We start from the raw sequence: 16,233 nt of genomic DNA on the forward strand, positions 1-16,233 counted from the left end.
CAGGGGTGGGCATCGTACCTGAGATGCCCCTGGCCGGCCCTCATGCGACCGGTTCATGACCGGGAGTCCGACCCGCGCATGCGCTGGTGTCCGAGGTGCGCACGGGGAGTGCGCTGATCGCGGTGCGGCCGGCAGCTTTGGATACTTTGGCCATGTCCTACGACCACCTCCTCTGGCCTACCGGCACCGCCTACTTCTTCAGCGCGCACCTGCGCGATCGCAGCAGCAGCCTGCTGGTGGAACAGGCGCAGACCCTGCGGCTGGCGTTCCGGGTGGCGCAGCAGGCGCGGCCGTTCCGGATCAACGCGATCGTGGTGCTGCCGGACCATCTGCATGGGGTGTGGACATTGCCGGAGGGCGATGAGGAGGGGCATCGCCGTTGGGCGCAGGTCCAGGCGATCTTCGACAGGCAGCTGCCGATGGTTGATCCGCGGCTGCAGCTGCGGCGGGACCGCAGCCTGCGGCCCCTATGGCACAACGGCTTCCGCGAGCACCGGATCGTTGACGCCGAGGACCTGCAACGGCACGTGGCCTATGTGCACCACAACCCGGTCAAGCACGGGCACGTGCGGGATGCCACGCAATGGCCCTACAGCTCGATCCACCGCGGTCGCCGGGAGCCGGAGGAGCCAGGCTGAGGGTTGGAGATGGGGATGGGGATGGGGTTCCCGCCTGTGTACGACCGCGGGCGGGGATGTTGGGGATGGGTGTCGCGGACCGGGCCACCGGTGCGGGCGGGCGGTTGCCGCCTGTATCAGTGGCCCGGTGGGCGGGATCCGGAAACCTTGCCCATCAGGGGCACTTCACCGGAAAGACCGGGCCGGCGCCGATCAGCACCAGCGCCATGTAGTCGCTGTCCTTGGCCTTGCCCTTGAGCGTGGCGCCCGGGTTGAACTTGAAGATGCCGAAGCCGCCACCGGGGCGGACCAGCGCTTTGTTGATCTGGTCGGCATCGTCGCGGAAGAACTGGGCGATCTCCGCGCGGCTGGATTCCTGCAGCGGCGTGGCATCGCGCTGCCATTGCTCATCGCGGTTGAAGGACACGTAGTACTGGCCGCTCTGCTGCTCGATGCGGAATTCGGCGGGCTTGCGCGCGTGGGTGGCATAGCAGCCGAGCATCGGATCGGAGGAGAACACGCCGGCGCTGTTGTCCTTGCCGCAGCCGGTCAACAGCAGCGGCGACAGGAAGAGCAGGCTGGGCAGTACACGCATGGCAGATCCTTGGCGGCGGGTGTGGGAGCATTGTCCAACACGGCGTGAAAAGATGCCGTCTGCGTGCCCCGTGCCCCGTGCCCCGTGCCCCGTGCCCCGTGCCCCGTCGCCGGCAGGCAATGGTGTACGGTGACGCGATTCTCAGGAGACCCCTCGTGCCGCCAGATTCTCCGCAAGCGCCGCGCCCATCGTCTGTCGCACCCATGTCGGCTCAACGGCTACCGCTGCTTGGCCTGGTCAGCTTCCTCGGCCTTCCCGTCGGGGCGGCCGCCGCGCATATCGCCACGGCCGCCAACCACGGGGTCACCGCCGGCGCCAGCACCACCGGCGTCTCGATCGGCGTACTTGCTTCAGCAGCCGTGGGCCTGATCGCCACGGTCGGCTCGCGCGTCCGTCAGGAGCGCTGGCCGTGGCTGGGCATCGTCGGTGCGGTGCTCAGTGCGGCGCCGCTGGTGCTGTTCCTGGTCGGGATGATGTTCAAGCACTGAGCCGGGCCGTCCGCTCAATGCCGGTGCCGCCGCCAGGCATTCCACACATGCGTGCTGGCCAGCAGCAGGCTGCCGACCACGGTCATCGGGGTCTCGGCGTCGTGGCTCGGCCATCCCATGGCGCCGGCCAGCAGCAACAGGAGTCCGATCGCCGCGCCGGCCATCGCCAGCACGGGCAGGCGATGCTGGCGGTGGGCGCGCCACAACGCGAAGCCGGTCACCGGCGCGGCGATGGCCACGAACAGGGCATGCACCCACTCGGCCTGGGCCCACACGCCCATCAGCGGGAGCATCGCCGCGAGCAGCGGCAGGGCCAGGCAGTGCAGCAGGCATAGGCCGGAAAGCGCAATGGCGCCGGCATCCAACAGGGCAGAGGATCGCTTCATGGGGCGTGGGGGCCTTGGTCAGTGAATGTTATATAGTAACATTTCATTCCCCTTCCTGACCTGCTCTGCCATGACTGCCTCTGCCTCCTTTGATTCGCGTCTGCCGGTGACCGTGCTGTCCGGCTTCCTGGGTGCCGGCAAGACCACCTTGCTCAATCAGCTGCTGCGCAACCGCGAGGGCCGCCGGGTCGCGGTGATCGTCAACGACATGAGCGAGATCAACGTCGATGCGCAGCTGGTGCGCGAGGGTGGCGCCGCGCTGAGCCGCACCGAGGAAACGCTGGTGGAGTTCAGCAACGGCTGCATCTGCTGCACGCTGCGCGATGACCTGCTGCAGGAGGTGCGCCGGCTCGCGGCGGAGGGGCGCTACGACTACCTGCTGATCGAGTCGACCGGGATCGCCGAGCCGATGCCGGTCGCGGCAACCTTCTCGGTGCGCGATGAGGATGGCTTCAGCCTCAGCGACATCGCGCGGCTGGATACGCTGGTGACGGTGGTCGATGGCGCGCGGTTCCTGCACGACTTCGGCTCAAGTGACCGGCTGATCGACCGCGGCCAGCAGGCCGGTGAGGACGACGACCGCGGTGTGGTGAATCTGCTCGCCGAGCAGATCGAGTTCGCCAACGTGCTCGTGGTGAGCAAGTGCGATCTGATCGACGATGACACGCTGCAGTCCACGCTCGCCGTGCTGCGTGCGATGAACCGCGATGCGCGGCTGGTGCTGTCCGAGCAGGGCAATGTGCCGCTGCACGAGGTGCTTGATACCGGCCGCTACGATTTCGTCAAAGCGCAGCTGGCGCCGGGCTGGATGCAGGCGCTGCGTGGCCAGCACACGCCCGAGACCGAGGAGTACGGCATCACCAGCTTCGTCTACCGCTCGCGCCGGCCGTTCCACCCGCAGCGTTTCGCACGGCTGCTGGAGACCGGGCTGGGCAGTGTGATCCGCAGCAAGGGTTTCTTCTGGCTGGCCAACCGCATGGACTGGGTGGGCGAGCTCTCCAGCGTCGGTGCCGCCACCCAGACCTCGGCTGCCGGCTTCTGGTATGCCTCGCGCGAGCGCATGGAGGCCGGTCTGGAAAACACCTCGCCGCTGCTGCCGCCCACGCGCGTGCCCTATACGGATATCGGCTGGGCCCGCCAGCAGGCGGCGTGCTGGACCGCGCCGATGCCGAGCGTGGAACAGGTCGGCGATGCCGGCGAGTACCAGGCGATGCGTAAACTGTGGCATCCCTGGTGGGGCGACCGCCGCCAGGAGCTGGCGGTGATCGGGGTGGCGATGGACGAACCCGCGGTGCGCGCCGAGCTGGATGCCTGCCTGCTCAACGATGAGGAACTGCGTGCCGGGCCGCTGCTGTGGCAGCTGCTGCCGGATGCGTTTCCGGCGTGGGCGCGCACGTAGCCGCGCGGCGTTACACCGGCGTCAGCCGCCACCCCGCATCGGTTGCGCGCAGGGTGTGGGTCAGGCCCACCGCCTCCAGCAGCGCGCTATCGTGCGAGACGATCATCAACGTGCCGGTGTACTGACCGAGCATCTGCTCCAGCGCGCCCAGCGAGGGCAGGTCGAGGTGATTGCCGGGTTCGTCGAGCAGCAGCAGCTGCGGCGGCGTCCGGGCGTACAGCACCGATGCCAGCGCCGCTTTCAAGCGTTCGCCACCGCTGAGCGTGGCCAACGGCCGCAGGCTGCGCTCGGCATCCAGGCCGAGCAGGGCCAGCTGCGTGCGCAGCGTGCCTTCGTCGGCCAACGGATGCGCGCGCTGCAGTAGTGACAAGGCCGAGGCGTCGCCCGGCAGCAGCGTGAGTGACTGGTCGAGCAGGGCGACGCTGGCCGCTACCTCGACCTGCCCCGAGAGCGGTGCCAGTGTGCCGGCGAGCAGCCGCAGCAGCGTGGATTTGCCGCTGCCGTTGCGGCCCTGCACGCCGATCCGCTGGCCGCGCTGCACGGTGAGATCCAGCGTGTTCCAGGGCGCTTGCACCCATGGCAGCTCGGCGGCGATGAGCTCGGCCGCGCGCTGCGGCCCGGGCTGTTGGATCACCGGGGCGAGCAGGGCGATCTCGATGTCCTGCTCCACCTCGCCGGCAGCCTCGCGCACGCGCGCATCCAGTTCGGTACGGCGCTCGTTCTGCTGTGCCTGCCAGCGGCCGGCAGTGTGCTCGCTGCGGTTCTTCATGCCACCGAGCAGGATCGGTGCCTGGTTGGCGGTGCGTGCATCGCGTGTAGCGCGCGCCTGCCGATGCGCCATCTTCTCGCGCTGATCGCGCAGCTCGGTCTGCTGCTGGCGGCGCTCGCGCTTGCGCAGGGCCAGCTCGGCCTGGGCGCTGCGCCGCTCGCCGTGTTTCTGATCGGCGTAGAGATCGTAGTTGCCGCCGTATTGGCGCAGTCCGCTGGGCGTCAATTCGACGATGCGCGCCATGTGGCGCAGCAGCGTGCGGTCGTGGCTGATCACGATCAGGCCGCCGTGCCAGCGCTGCAGCGCGTCGATCAGGCGCTCGCGATGGTCGGCATCGAGATGGTTGCTGGGTTCATCCAGGATCAGCCCCTCGGCACCGGACAGGAACGCACCGGCCAGTGCGACCTGCATCGCCTGGCCACCGCTGAGCGTCGCCGCCGGCTGCAGGGGATCGAGCGCGGGCAGCCCGAGCAGGTGCCACTGTGCCTGCAGCTGCTCGCGCAGATCCCAGCGCTCACCCACGCAGCTGAAATCGTCCGGATCGACGCTGACGGCTTCGATGCGGAGCAGGGCATCGAGCACCGCACCGACCCCGGCCAGGTCGGCAATGCGGTCCTCGGGTACGCCGCTGTGCTGGGTGAGCAGGTGCACCGGCCCACTGCGCAGGATGCGGCCGGAGGTGGGCGCGAGATCGCCGCTGAGCAAGCGTGCGAGCACGCTTTTGCCCACGCCGTTGCGCCCGACCATACCGGTCGGGGTGCCGTCGAACGCGGCGGACAGTTCGGAAAACAGGACCCGACCGTCGGGCAGGGTCTGCGTCACGCGGTCGAGCGTGAGAGCGAATGCGGTCATGCGACCTCCATTGGATGCCAAAGACTCCCCTCCTGCGGAACAGGCGGGTGGAGACGGGCCGTCAGACGACGGCGGCATCAATGGCGCATGTAGGCCTACCTCGGCAACAAAGGCGGCTGGCTGCCGCGCGGGCAGTATAGAACCGCGCAGCGGCAGGGCGATGAACGCCGCCTGCTCAGCAGCTCACGCCGGTCAGCCGCGCGCTGATGAAATCGATGAAGACCCGCAGCTTGGGCAGCACATGGCGGCCGGAGGGCCACAGCAGGTAGAAGGTGCCGCAGGCATGGATGCGCTCGGCCATCACCCGCTGCAGCCGGCCGTCGGCCAGTGCCTCGCGCACCGAGTGCTCGGGGATGTAGGCGATGCCGCGCCCGGCCAGCGCGAAGGCCAGCCGCGCTTCGATGGTGTTGCTGACCATCGAGACCGGCAGTGCGAGCGGCGCGGCGCCCGGCATCTGCGGCAGCGGCCACGGCTCCAGCTTGCCGCTGCTGGGGAAGCGGTAGTGCAGGCAGTCGTGCTGCAGCAGGTCCTCGGGCACGCGAGGCGTACCGCGCCGGGCGAGGTAGTCCGGCGAAGCGACCAGGTAGCGCGGGAACACGCCGAGCTGCCGGGCACTGAGGCGCGAGTCGGTCGGCGCGCTGACCCGCAGCACGGCGTCGAAGCCTTCCTCGATCACATCGACCAGGCGGTCATCGAAATCCAGCTCCAGGCGGATGCCGGGATAAGCCGCCATGAACTCGGTGAGCAGCGGCAGCGAGATGTCGCCGACCAGCGGCAGGCTGACCCGCAGCACCCCCGTGGGTGCCTCGGTCTGCTGGACCAGCTCGTCACGGGCGGCGTCACGCTCATCCAGGATGCGCCGGCATCGGACCAGGAAGCGCTCTCCCTCGGCGGTGAGGGTGATGCTGCGGGTGCTGCGGTGGAACAGCCGCACGCCCAGTGCCTGTTCCAGCCGCGACACGGTCTTGCCGGCGGCCGAGGCGGAGATGCCGAGCATGCGGCCGGTCTCGACGAAGCTGCGGGTGTCGGCGACCTGCACGAAGGTCTGCAGGTTGCCGAGGTTGTCCAGGGCTGACATGGGCGGGCACACAGGAAAAGAGCCTTCACTGTAGCGGGCGTCATGGCCTGCGGGGACGGGCGTGGTGCGATGCTGCTGCAACAGTGAGGATCGCAGGTGGCCGGTGGCCACCAGTGGCCCGATTGACGCGCATCGGCGCCGCACGCGACCATCCGTCAGCCCTGCTGTGGGGCCTGCTCAGCGCCAGGGGACGTCATGCAACTCGTATTTACCAAGGGGTCTGGAAAGCACGACCGGATGGACCTGATCCGCGACGGGCATATAGCCGAAAGCATCGAGTGCCCCAAGCAGGGCATCATTCCCCACGACATGGTCCACTTCGCTGTCGAAAGTGTGCTCCACAAGCGCGGGTTCATCGGTCGCGTGCTGGAAGGTGAGGCGGCGTCATTCCAGATGCAGGCCGATTCTGAAAGCGATGGCGTGGAGCGGCTGGTGGAGGTGTTCCAGGCCGATGGCTGGTCGGGCTGGAGCACGGCTGCGGCGGACATGCTGGATCTGTATCAGGTGACCTGCACCGCGCGTCACTGCGCTCCGCTGGAGGTACTGGCAGCGGATATCGAAGAGGTTCGCGGGAAGATCCTTGAATTGACCGCGCAATGGCAGTCGGTTCCGGTGGGCAAGTCGTTGACGCTGCAGTTCGTGCATGGCGCCAGTGCACACTGACGCGCGGGGCGGCAATCCCGTCACCCTTACGTGACCCGTTGGCCTGCTGTGTGAGGCAGCCGGGGGAGCATGAGCGCGATTGCGGAGCTGGTAGTCCGGAATGTACGGAGCGCTGACCCGCTGTTTCCCCAGCGGCTCAGCCCCTACGGTGGCGCTCCCCCCACTTACGGCGCCTCCATGTCTTTCTTCCCTGACGTCAGCGGTTCCACTGTCGCGCTGGATGCGGCCGCCACCCGGGTGCACCCATGAGCGGTCACGCGGTCGATACCAGCGCCGTGCCCGTGCCCAACGCGGCCACCCGATTGCCTTTCGGCGGTCTGCTGGCGCTGGCCTGCGCGGGCTTCATCACCATCCTCACCGAGGCATTGCCGGCGGGCCTGCTGTCACCGATGAGCGCCGATCTGGGCGTGAGCCGCGCGCTGGTCGGGCAGCTGGTCACCATCTACGCCCTGGGCTCGCTGGTTGCCGCACTGCCGATGACCGCATTGACGCGGCGCTGGCCACGCCGCCCGCTGCTGCTCACCGCGATCGCCGGTTTCGTGGTGGTCAATACCATCACCGCGATGACACACCACTACGGCCTGATGCTGGTCGCACGTTTCTGCGCCGGCATCAGCGCGGGCCTGCTGTGGTCGCTGGTGGCGGGGTACGCCAGCCGCATGGTGGTGCCGCAGCTGCAGGGCCGGGCGATCGCGGTGGCGATGGTCGGCACGCCACTGGCGCTGTCGCTGGGCATACCGGCCGGTACGCTGCTCGGCCAGACCATCGGCTGGCGCTGGGCGTTCGGGTTGATGTCGCTGCTCAGCGTGGGCCTGCTGGTGTGGGCGCGGCTGGCGCTGCCGCCGTTGCCGGCCCCGGGCGCGGCGGCCCAGCAGCCGTTGGGCAACGTGCTGCGCCTGCGCGGCATGCGCACCGCGCTGATGACGATGTTCCTCTACGTGTTGGCGCACAACGTGCTCTACACCTACATCGAGCCCTTCGCGGCGCTGTCCGGCGCGGCGGCGTGGCTGGATCGCCTGTTGCTGGTGTTCGGCGTGGCCGCGCTGGTCGGCATCTGGATCACCGGGCTGCTGGTGGATCGCTGGCTGCGCGCGCTGGTGATCGCAAGCACCGTGGCCTTCGCACTCTCGGCAGTGGCGTTTGGCCTGTGGCCCGGCTCGCCGTGGGTGCTGGTGATCGGGACGGTGGTGTGGGGCATATCCTTCGGTGGCGTTCCCACGCTGTTCCAGACCGCAGTGGCGCGCCGTGCGGCCGAGGCCGGGGACATCGCGCAGTCCTTCGTGGTGACCGGCTGGAACCTGGCCATCGCACTGGCGGGCATCCTCGGCGGCGTGATGCTGGAAACCGTCGGCGAACGCTGGCTGCCAGCGGTCCTGCTGGTGCTGCTGCTGGCCACGTTGATGGTGGTGTTGCGCCAGCCGCGCGCCTGGGCACCGATCACGCACTGAGCCCAGCCGCCGCACCCGGCAACATGGACCGTGATGCCCGGCGCTATGCTGGGGCCGGGTATCGCGATGGGAGCAGCGGGTGCGCAAGGGAGTTCTTCGAAGTGCTGTGCTGGCCCTGCTGTGCCTGGCCGGCATCGCCCACGCGGCGGCGCCGGAGCGGCGCATCGCGCTGACCATCGATGATCTGCCCTGGCAGCGCCTGGACGAACGCGCCGAGCCCGAGCTTGCCGCCCGGCATGCGCAGCTGATCGCGGCCCTGAAGCGGGCCGACGTGCCGGTGGTGGGCTTCGTCAACGAGGTCAAGCTGGAGGTGGACGGGCAGGTGCAACCGGCGCGGGTGCAGATGCTGCGCGACTGGCGCGATGCCGGCGTAGAGCTGGGCAACCACACCTATGGGCATGTCGACCTGCATGCGATCGGGCTGGCTGCCTACGAGCAGGACATCCTGCGCGGCGAGGTGACGCTGCGTCCGTTGCTGGCCGAGACCGGGCAGGCGCCGCGCTGGTTCCGGCATCCGTACCTGCGTGCCGGGCAGTCGCCGCAGGAACGCGCGGCGCTCGGGGAGTTCCTGCAGCAGCACGGGTATCGGGTTGCACCGGTCACGGTCGACAACAGCGAGTGGATCTGGGCGTTCGCCTACGATCATGTGCGCGATACCGACACCGATCCTATCTCGCGCGAGGCACGCCTGCGCCAGCTGCGCCGTGGCTACGTGCCTTACATGCTCAAGAAACTGGACTACTACGAACAGCAGGGCCAGCAGCTGCTGGGCCGGCTGCCGGCGCAGGTGTGGCTGATCCACGCCAACGCGCTCAGTGCCGACTGCGTGGAGGAGCTGGTCGCGGCCACGCGCCGGCGGGGCTATCGCTTCATCTCGCTGGAGGCCGCCTTGCAGGATCCGGCCTATCAGCATCCCGATGGCTACAACGGCGCCGGTGGCATCAGCTGGATCCAGCGCTGGGCGATGGCGGAAAACAAACCGAAGGCCTTCTACGCAGGCGAGCCGCCGGTGCCGGCATGGGTGATGACGCTGGCCGGGCTCGAGGGGGAATGATGCGCCGGCTCAGGCCACGGGGTCGCTGTTGGGGTTCTGCATGTTTTCGCGTGCCTGGCCGTACTGCTGCTTGCGCTGCTGGTGGAAGGCCATGAACTCGGCCGGGGCCAGCGCCTTGGAGAACAGCCAGCCCTGCCCGAACTCCACCTGGCGCGCCTGCAGATAGGCCAGCTGCGCCGGGGTTTCCACGCCTTCGGCCACGGTGAACAGGCCCAGGGTCTTGGCCATGTCGATGATGTGCGAGGTGACCGGGCTGGTCGCGCTGTCGGTGCCGATCGCATCGATGAAGGATTTGTCGATCTTCAATGCATCCAGCGGCAGCTGCTGCAGGTACTGCAGGCTGGAGTAACCGACACCGAAATCATCGATCGCCACGCAGTGCCCCAGCCGCCGCGCATTGGCCAGGCTGGTGCGGGCGCGGCGGACGTCGATGAAGCCACGCTCGGTGGCCTCCAGCCAGATCTGCTGCGGATGGATGCCGGTGCCGTGCAGCTTGCTGGAGAGCACCTTCAGCGCGCGGCCGCTGCTGACATCCTCGGCGGCCAGGTTGATCGCGATGTGGGCGGTGCGGTCCTGCACCAGCAGCTCGCGCATGTCGGTGATCACATGGTCGATGACCTGGTCGGTCAGCGCTTCGATCAGGCCGGCCTCTTCGGCCAGCGGAATGAACAGGTCCGGACGCACCAGCGTGCCGTCGGCACGGCGCCAGCGCACCAGCGATTCGGCGCCCACGCAGATGCCGGTGTCCAGTTCGATGATGGGCTGGTAGTGCATGAAGAACTCACGCCGGCGCACCGCCGTGGCCAGCTCGCCCCGCAGCGACAGCCGCCGCCGCGACAGCCACACTACGCCGCCGATCATCGCCAGCGCGCCGAGCACGCCCAACGGGATGAACTGCCCGATCTGGTGGCGGAACGCGGCGACCAGATCGGTCCGCGGCGCCATGGCGATCGCCAGCCACTCCTGGTCCTGCGCGCTGGCATACAGCGTCTGGCCTTCCAGGCCGCTGGCCGGTTCACGCAGCAGGCGCTGCAGCAAGGCCTCGTCGGGGATGTCCTGCTGGGCGATCAGGCGCCCATCGGGGCTGGCCACCGCCAGGCGCACGTTCGGGTCGACGATCACGTCGACCAACCGGGCCGGGTCCATGAGGATGTCGTAGCGTCCCAGTTGCAGGGCCAGCAGCGGTTGCTGGGGAGTGCCTGCCAGCGGCCGCACGTCCAGGGTGATGCCCGCGCCTTCGGCGGTGACATAGGCCGGCGGGCGCTGGATGATCTGCGCGTCCATCGGGCCCCAGGACGTGCAGGCCAGCCGGCCGTTCTCGAAATAGCCCACCTGTTCGGCCGAGTGGGTGCGTATCACCAGGCTGCGCATCAGCTGCAGGTGCTCGGGCGAGCACGGGGCCAACGTGCTCTGGTTGAGCTCGCGCAGGGTGGCCAGCGCCGTCTCGTAGGCGCGGTGCGCGCGCTGCAGGGTGCGCTCGGCGGTGGTCTGCAGCCGCACCTGCTCGGATTCGCTGGCGCGGCTCCAGGTGAAATAGAACACGGTGGCGATCGGCACCAGGGCGCCGAGCAGGGCAAGCACTACGGTGGCGGCAATGATCCTGGCGCGGTTCAAGCAGACCTCGATGCCCTGGCGGAGCCCTATATGACCATCAGCGGGCAGGGATTGGAACCATCCGGCCGGGGCGCAATCGTCCTGCCGGCATCACGCGCGGTGGAGCGAGGTGAATCCGTCACATCATCGCCCCGGGCAGTGCCCGGCCACGGCCCCCGCGAACGGCCCGATGGCGACTGGCGCAACGCCTCGCGGAGGTCTATGTTCGGACGCTTCGCCCCTGCCGACGCTGCCCCATGACCGATCCTGCCGTCCCGCCGGAACACCTCCGGCGCAGCCTCTCCAACCGCCACCTGCAGCTGATCGCCATCGGCGGTGCCATCGGCACCGGTCTGTTCATGGGCTCGGGCAAGACCATCAGTCTGGCCGGCCCGTCCATCGTGCTGGTGTACCTGATCATCGGCGCGATGCTGTTCTTCGTCATGCGCGCGATGGGCGAGCTGCTGCTTTCCAACCTGCAGTACAAATCCTTCATCGACTTCTCCACCGACCTGCTCGGGCCGTGGGCCGGGTTCTTCTGCGGGTGGACGTACTGGTTCTGCTGGATCATCACCGCCATCGCCGATGTGATCGCCATCGCCGCGTATGCGCAGTTCTGGTTCCCCGAGCTGGCACCGTGGATACCGGCGCTGCTGTGCGTGATCCTGCTGCTCAGCCTCAATCTGGTCACGGTGAAGCTGTTCGGTGAAATGGAATTCTGGTTCGCGCTGATCAAGATCATCGCCATCTGCGCGCTGATCATCACCGGCTTCGGGCTGGTCGCATGGGGGTTCACCGCCCCCTCCGGGCACGTGGCGTCGTTCTCCAACCTGTGGAACGACGGTGGCGTGTTCCCGATGGGCATGGCCGGTTTCTTCGCCGGCTTCCAGATCGCGGTGTTCGCCTTCGTCGGCATCGAACTGGTCGGTACCACCGCGGCCGAAACCGCTGATCCGGAGCGCAACCTGCCCAAGGCGATCAACTCGATCCCGGTGCGCATCCTGGTGTTCTACGTGCTGGCGCTGATCGCGATCATGGCCGTCACCCCATGGCGTGAGGTGGTGCCCGGCAAGAGCCCCTTCGTGGAACTGTTCGTGCTGGCCGGCATTCCCGCCGCGGCCAGCCTGATCAACTTCGTGGTGCTGACCTCGGCCACGTCGTCGGCCAACAGCGGCATCTTCTCAACCAGCCGGATGATGTATGGCCTGGCCGAAGAGGGGCACGCACCGAGCGCGTTCCGGCGCCTGTCGCGCGCGGCGGTGCCGGCGCTGGGGCTGGTGTTTTCCTGCGTGTGCCTGTTGCTGGGCGCGATGCTGATCTATCTGATCCCGAACCTGGTGACCGCGTTCACCCTGGTCACTACGCTGGCCGCGGTGTTGTTCATGTTCGTGTGGTCGTTGATCCTGTGCTCGTACATCGTCTACCGCCGCAAGCGCCCGCACCTGCACGCCGCCTCGGCGTTCAAGATGCCCGGTGGCGTGCTGATGTGCGGGGTGTGCCTGGCCTTCTTCGCCTTCGTGCTGGTGCTGCTGACCCTGCAGCCGGACACGCTGTACGCGCTGGCGATCAGTCCGCTGTGGTTCGCCCTGCTCGGCCTGGGCTACGCCGGCAAGCGGCTGCTGGCCCGCCGCCACTGAGTCAGCGCCGGGCCTGCCAGCGCGGCAGGCCCGGTATTCACCTTCGGTTCGCGCCCCCGGCCGGATGATCGCGCCGCACCCTTCCGTGCCCCGATCCGAGCCCGATGAATCCGACCCTGCCTGCCGCGTTGGCTCTGTTGTCGTTGCTGCTGCCTGGCCTGGCATCGGCGCGCACGGTCTATCGCTGCGTGCAGAGCAACACGGTCAGCCTGGCCACGGCACCCGAGCCCGGCTCCAGGTGCACCCCGCAGCAGATCGACGACAACGCCGTGCAGACCCCCAACCTGTGGGGCAACATGGGCGTCTTCAGCGGCACGTTGTATGAGCGCGAACAGGACGGTGCACTGGTCTACTCGACCCGCAACCTGCCGGGCTCGCGCGTGTTCCTGAAGTTCACCGTGGCCACCCCACCGGGCGAACCGGCGCACGAAGGGCTGGGCAAGGTCGGCACGCCGCAGTTGAACCGGCACGCCAAGCAGTTCAAGGCGGCGGCCAAGGCCACCGGCGTGGACGATGCCTGGCTGCGTGCGATCGCCCATGCCGAAAGCGGTTTCGATGCCGGCGCGATCTCACCCAAGGGCGCGCAGGGCGTGATGCAGCTGATGCCCGATACCGCCACCGAATACGGCGTGGCCGATCCGCTCTCGGCCGAGCAGTCGATCAGCGGGGGCGCGCGCTACATGAAGGCGTTGTTGCGCCGGTACAAAGGCGACCGCGTGCTGGCGGCCGCCGCGTACAACGCCGGGATCGGAGCGGTGACCCGCTACAAGGGCGTGCCGCCGTATGCGGAAACGCTGGCCTACGTGGAGAAGGTCAGCGCGCTGTATGTGCGCTATCGCGAGGCGATGGGATTCAAGGTGGAGACGCCGGCGAAGTAGGCGCTGCTCCGGGGCGAAACGTCACGCGCTGTACCGCGCATGGGTCGCCACGCGGCCCACCGTGTTCACCGCCGCCTTGGCCTCGGCACGCTGCGTGGCGGCTGCCAGCGCGCGTGGACCATGAGCGCTCCCGGCGTGCAGGGTTTGCAGGCACGCCACGAGCGGCTAAGGTCGTGTCCCGAACAGCAGCAAGGACAGCGATGACGCGCGGACGATGGACGATGGTGGTGCTGATCGCCGCTCTGATGGCGGCAGCGCTGGTTTGGACCTTCCTGCGTGAACCGGCCGCGCCGGCACCGCCACCGGGCCCTGTGGCGACGGCCCTGGGCTGGACGCCGGCAATCAGCGTGCTGGCCGGCGACGGCGTGGGCGGCAGTACGGAGGGCCCCGCAGCCCAGGCACGCTTTGCCGATCCGTACGGCCTGGCCGTGGATGCACACGGCGTGGTCTACATCGCCGATGCCGGCGACAACAACCGCATCCGCCGCGTCCATCCCGACGGTCGCGTGGACACGCTGGCCGGGCAGGGTGAGGGTTGGCGCGATGGCGCCGCCCTGCAGGCGCAGTTCAACACGCCCTCCGGGATCGCACTGGATGCGGGCGGCAATGTCTATGTTGCCGATACAGGCAACCACGTGATCCGCCGCATCGCGGTGGATGGCACGGCAAGCACGCTGGCCGGTGATGGTCAGCGGGGGTTCGTCGATGGCCCGGCCGCCCAGGCGCGCTTCGATGGGCCGATGGGCGTGGCGGTGGATGCGGGCGGCCGCGTCTATGTGGCCGATACCTACAACGACCGTATCCGCGTCATCGAACCCGATGGACGGGTGCACACCGTCGCCGGTGGCGAGCGCCCGGGCCTGGTCGATGGCATCGGGGCGGCCACCCGCCTGGATACGCCGGTGGCGCTGGCACTGGATCCGCACGGCAACCTGCTGATCGCCGATCTGTTCAACAACGCGATCCGCCAACTCGCCCCGGATGGCACGCTGGGCACCCGTGTCGCCGATGGCGGCCTGCTCAGCGGACCCATGGCGCTGGCGGTGACCCATGACGGGGTGGTCTACGCCAGCGACATCAACGGCAAGGTGGTGCAGATCTCGGCCCAGGGCCATCAGCTGGCACTGGCCGGGGTACCGCCGCAGCCCCGCTTTGCGCGGCCCACCGCACTCGCGCTGGATGCCGAGGGCGGCCTCTATCTCGCCGATGCCGCCTCCTACCGCGTGCACCGGCTGCGTGCCCTCGGGCCTGGGCAGACGGCGCCGCCGGCGTTGATCGGCCCGGCACCGGAGGCTCCCTTGCCCGACACCGCCGGCCGGTGGCCGCTGGCCCCGCAGGACGGGTGGCACGAAGTGGTCGGCACGTTGGGTGAGGTGCGCGGGGACTTCAAAGGCGAGAGTCGGCACCATCTGCATGGCGGGTTCGATATCCGCGGCGATGTCGGCCAGCCGGTGCTGGCGATCGCCGATGGCAAGGTCGATACGCCGTTCGCGGCGTGGTCGGTCGGCGGCCAGGCCGAAGGCCTTTCGCTGGGCCGGCTCAAATACATCCATATGAAGGTGGGCCGCGATCCGCGTGATCGGCCGTTCGATGCGCGCTGGCAGCAGCTGTCCGGTGAGGACGGCAAGCTCGAACGCATCCGCGTGCGTCGCGGCACCCGGTTCGCCGCCGGCGAAGCACTGGGCAGCATCAACCGGATGGCGCATGTCCACCTGAGCGTGGGTGCCAGTGGTTTCGAGCGCAATGCGGTGGCACTGGGCTTCACCGGTTACGCCGATACGTTCGCGCCGCGCATCACCGAGGTCGCCGTGCTGGACGATCTGGACCAGCCGGTCAAGGCGGGGGCCGACGGGCGCGTCGCGATCCCGCGCCAGGGGCCGGGCGTGCAGATCGTGGTGGAGGCGTGGGACCAGGTGGACCGCAATCTGCCACGGCGCCGGCTGGGCCTGTACCAGGTCGGCTACCAGGTTCTGGATGCGCAGGGCCAGCCACTGGCCGGCTACGAGCAGCCGCGCTTCAACATCGTGTTCAACCGGATGCCGCGCGAAGACAGCGCCACCCGCGTGGCCTACGCACCGGACAGCGGCATCACCGTGCATGGCAGCGCGGTCACCCGGTTCCGCTACCTGGTCACCAACACGGTGCGCGATGGGTTGGTCGAGACCGGACGCTGGCAACCGGATGCATTACCGGCCGGCGAGTACATCCTGCGGGCCAGTGCGCGCGACTACAGCGGCAATGAGGCCATCGGCCCGCGCGATCTGAAGATCACGCTGTTGCCTTGAGCGGTGTCAGGCGCCGACGCGCACGCGTTCGGCGTCCATGTCGGCCAGCGGGCGTACCTCGATGCTGCCGAAGCGCGACCACGGGAACTGCTGGGCGATGCGCATCGCCTCGGCGTGGTCGGGCGCGTTGATGAGGTTGAAGCCGGCCAGCAGTTCGTGGGTTTCGGCGAACGGGCCATCGGTGATGCGGGTCTGGCCCTGGCGCACGCGCAACGTGCGCGCGCTGTCCACCGGTTCCAGCTTCTGGGCGAGCACCAGGGTGCCCTCGGCCTGCAGGCGATCGGCGTGGTGCAGGCAGTCATGCATCAGGCGGTCGTATTCGTCGCCGGGCAGGGCCTGCAACAGGCCCTCGTCGATATAGATCAGCAGAAGAAATTGCATGGCCGGACCAGGGTTGGCGGGGAAACCGCATGATGCCCCAGCCCGCGGTCGTGGCGTGTTGCAGCGCCGCAGCGCGGCCCTGTTCAGCGACGAAAAAATAGTTCGTCGTG

The 16,233-nt window shown here is 68.7% G+C and carries 15 protein-coding genes; 9 read left to right on the forward strand and 6 right to left on the reverse strand.

From position 1 onward, the window contains the following. Window positions 1–152 precede the first annotated feature (152 nt). Entirely contained in the window at window positions 153–638 is a 486-nt protein-coding gene (locus tag OC373_RS09800; RefSeq protein WP_019185716.1) for a transposase, read from the forward strand. Between the two features lie 154 nt (window positions 639–792). Here OC373_RS09800 and OC373_RS09805 read toward each other — a convergent pair whose 3' ends face one another. Next, the gene (locus tag OC373_RS09805; protein ID WP_019185717.1) at window positions 793–1,212 is read right to left on the reverse strand and encodes a hypothetical protein; all 420 of its coding nucleotides are present in this window, start codon (window positions 1,210–1,212) and stop codon (window positions 793–795) included. Window positions 1,213–1,415: 203 nt separating this feature from the next. On the opposite strand from OC373_RS09805, the gene OC373_RS09810 reads away from it, so the two are divergent. Further along, window positions 1,416–1,700: a hypothetical protein gene (locus OC373_RS09810; protein ID WP_070426514.1), complete on the forward strand. Its 285-nt coding sequence runs from the start codon at window positions 1,416–1,418 to the stop codon at window positions 1,698–1,700. A gap of 14 nt (window positions 1,701–1,714) precedes the next feature. Here OC373_RS09810 and OC373_RS09815 read toward each other — a convergent pair whose 3' ends face one another. Continuing rightward, the gene (locus tag OC373_RS09815) at window positions 1,715–2,086 is read right to left on the reverse strand and encodes a MerC domain-containing protein (RefSeq protein WP_046272885.1); all 372 of its coding nucleotides are present in this window, start codon (window positions 2,084–2,086) and stop codon (window positions 1,715–1,717) included. Window positions 2,087–2,156: 70 nt separating this feature from the next. Between OC373_RS09815 and OC373_RS09820 the strand changes: the two genes are divergently transcribed. Further along, window positions 2,157–3,485, forward strand: coding sequence for a GTP-binding protein (locus OC373_RS09820; RefSeq protein ID WP_070426515.1), 1,329 nt, complete (start codon window positions 2,157–2,159; stop codon window positions 3,483–3,485). A gap of 10 nt (window positions 3,486–3,495) precedes the next feature. Here the strand turns inward: OC373_RS09820 and OC373_RS09825 are convergent, their stop codons facing one another. Together OC373_RS09825 and OC373_RS09830 are read right to left on the reverse strand one after the other, a co-directional pair. Further along, the gene (locus tag OC373_RS09825; protein ID WP_261997615.1) at window positions 3,496–5,106 is read right to left on the reverse strand and encodes an ABC-F family ATP-binding cassette domain-containing protein; all 1,611 of its coding nucleotides are present in this window, start codon (window positions 5,104–5,106) and stop codon (window positions 3,496–3,498) included. A gap of 175 nt (window positions 5,107–5,281) precedes the next feature. After that, a complete protein-coding gene (locus OC373_RS09830) occupies window positions 5,282–6,184 on the reverse strand; it encodes a LysR family transcriptional regulator (protein WP_261997616.1) in 903 nt (300 codons plus the stop codon). 195 nt (window positions 6,185–6,379) lie between these two features. Here OC373_RS09830 and OC373_RS09835 point away from each other — a divergent pair, with 195 nt between their 5' ends. The 3 genes from OC373_RS09835 (at window position 6,380) to OC373_RS09845 (ending at window position 9,349) form a co-directional block, all read left to right on the forward strand. Next, the gene (locus tag OC373_RS09835) at window positions 6,380–6,847 is read left to right on the forward strand and encodes a hypothetical protein (protein WP_261997617.1); all 468 of its coding nucleotides are present in this window, start codon (window positions 6,380–6,382) and stop codon (window positions 6,845–6,847) included. A 245-nt stretch (window positions 6,848–7,092) separates the two neighbouring features. Continuing rightward, on the forward strand, window positions 7,093–8,295 hold the full coding sequence (locus tag OC373_RS09840; RefSeq protein WP_261997618.1) for an MFS transporter: 1,203 nt from the start codon (window positions 7,093–7,095) through the stop codon (window positions 8,293–8,295). A 106-nt stretch (window positions 8,296–8,401) separates the two neighbouring features. After that, the gene (locus OC373_RS09845) at window positions 8,402–9,349 is read left to right on the forward strand and encodes a polysaccharide deacetylase family protein (RefSeq protein ID WP_261997619.1); all 948 of its coding nucleotides are present in this window, start codon (window positions 8,402–8,404) and stop codon (window positions 9,347–9,349) included. Window positions 9,350–9,358: 9 nt separating this feature from the next. On the opposite strand, the gene OC373_RS09850 is transcribed toward OC373_RS09845, so the two are convergent. Continuing rightward, window positions 9,359–10,963 carry an EAL domain-containing protein gene (locus OC373_RS09850; protein WP_261997620.1) on the reverse strand — a complete coding sequence of 535 codons (1,605 nt, stop codon included), beginning with the start codon at window positions 10,961–10,963 and terminating at the stop codon, window positions 9,359–9,361. A gap of 236 nt (window positions 10,964–11,199) precedes the next feature. On the opposite strand from OC373_RS09850, the gene cycA reads away from it, so the two are divergent. The 3 genes from cycA (at window position 11,200) to OC373_RS09865 (ending at window position 15,742) form a co-directional block, all read left to right on the forward strand. Further along, window positions 11,200–12,579 carry a D-serine/D-alanine/glycine transporter gene (gene cycA / locus OC373_RS09855; RefSeq protein WP_046272893.1) on the forward strand — a complete coding sequence of 460 codons (1,380 nt, stop codon included), beginning with the start codon at window positions 11,200–11,202 and terminating at the stop codon, window positions 12,577–12,579. 104 nt (window positions 12,580–12,683) lie between these two features. Beyond that, window positions 12,684–13,457: a lytic transglycosylase domain-containing protein gene (locus OC373_RS09860; RefSeq protein ID WP_070426523.1), complete on the forward strand. Its 774-nt coding sequence runs from the start codon at window positions 12,684–12,686 to the stop codon at window positions 13,455–13,457. 245 nt (window positions 13,458–13,702) lie between these two features. Continuing rightward, a complete protein-coding gene (locus OC373_RS09865) occupies window positions 13,703–15,742 on the forward strand; it encodes an SMP-30/gluconolactonase/LRE family protein (protein ID WP_261997748.1) in 2,040 nt (679 codons plus the stop codon). Window positions 15,743–15,748: 6 nt separating this feature from the next. Here the strand turns inward: OC373_RS09865 and OC373_RS09870 are convergent, their stop codons facing one another. Beyond that, window positions 15,749–16,123 (reverse strand): YciI family protein, encoded by a 375-nt coding sequence (locus OC373_RS09870; protein WP_019185729.1) that lies wholly within the window; start codon window positions 16,121–16,123, stop codon window positions 15,749–15,751. Window positions 16,124–16,233 lie beyond the last annotated feature (110 nt).

Source organism: Stenotrophomonas sp. Ste96, assembly GCF_024519495.1.
In the GTDB taxonomy this organism is placed as follows: domain Bacteria; phylum Pseudomonadota; class Gammaproteobacteria; order Xanthomonadales; family Xanthomonadaceae; genus Stenotrophomonas; species Stenotrophomonas bentonitica_A.

What these genes read in the sequence shown, in the direction of transcription:
- OC373_RS09830 (WP_261997616.1), bottom strand. Translation starts at nt 6,184, where the DNA reads ATGTCAGCCCTGGACAACCTCGGCAACCTGCAGACCTTCGTGCAGGTC.
- OC373_RS09800 (WP_019185716.1), top strand. Translation starts at nt 153, where the DNA reads ATGTCCTACGACCACCTCCTCTGGCCTACCGGCACCGCCTACTTCTTC.
- OC373_RS09860 (WP_070426523.1), top strand. Translation starts at nt 12,684, where the DNA reads ATGAATCCGACCCTGCCTGCCGCGTTGGCTCTGTTGTCGTTGCTGCTG.
- OC373_RS09820 (WP_070426515.1), top strand. Translation starts at nt 2,157, where the DNA reads ATGACTGCCTCTGCCTCCTTTGATTCGCGTCTGCCGGTGACCGTGCTG.
- OC373_RS09825 (WP_261997615.1), bottom strand. Translation starts at nt 5,106, where the DNA reads ATGACCGCATTCGCTCTCACGCTCGACCGCGTGACGCAGACCCTGCCC.
- OC373_RS09810 (WP_070426514.1), top strand. Translation starts at nt 1,416, where the DNA reads ATGTCGGCTCAACGGCTACCGCTGCTTGGCCTGGTCAGCTTCCTCGGC.
- OC373_RS09805 (WP_019185717.1), bottom strand. Translation starts at nt 1,212, where the DNA reads ATGCGTGTACTGCCCAGCCTGCTCTTCCTGTCGCCGCTGCTGTTGACC.
- OC373_RS09840 (WP_261997618.1), top strand. Translation starts at nt 7,093, where the DNA reads ATGAGCGGTCACGCGGTCGATACCAGCGCCGTGCCCGTGCCCAACGCG.
- OC373_RS09835 (WP_261997617.1), top strand. Translation starts at nt 6,380, where the DNA reads ATGCAACTCGTATTTACCAAGGGGTCTGGAAAGCACGACCGGATGGAC.
- cycA (WP_046272893.1), top strand. Translation starts at nt 11,200, where the DNA reads ATGACCGATCCTGCCGTCCCGCCGGAACACCTCCGGCGCAGCCTCTCC.
- OC373_RS09870 (WP_019185729.1), bottom strand. Translation starts at nt 16,123, where the DNA reads ATGCAATTTCTTCTGCTGATCTATATCGACGAGGGCCTGTTGCAGGCC.
- OC373_RS09865 (WP_261997748.1), top strand. Translation starts at nt 13,703, where the DNA reads ATGGCGGCAGCGCTGGTTTGGACCTTCCTGCGTGAACCGGCCGCGCCG.
- OC373_RS09815 (WP_046272885.1), bottom strand. Translation starts at nt 2,086, where the DNA reads ATGAAGCGATCCTCTGCCCTGTTGGATGCCGGCGCCATTGCGCTTTCC.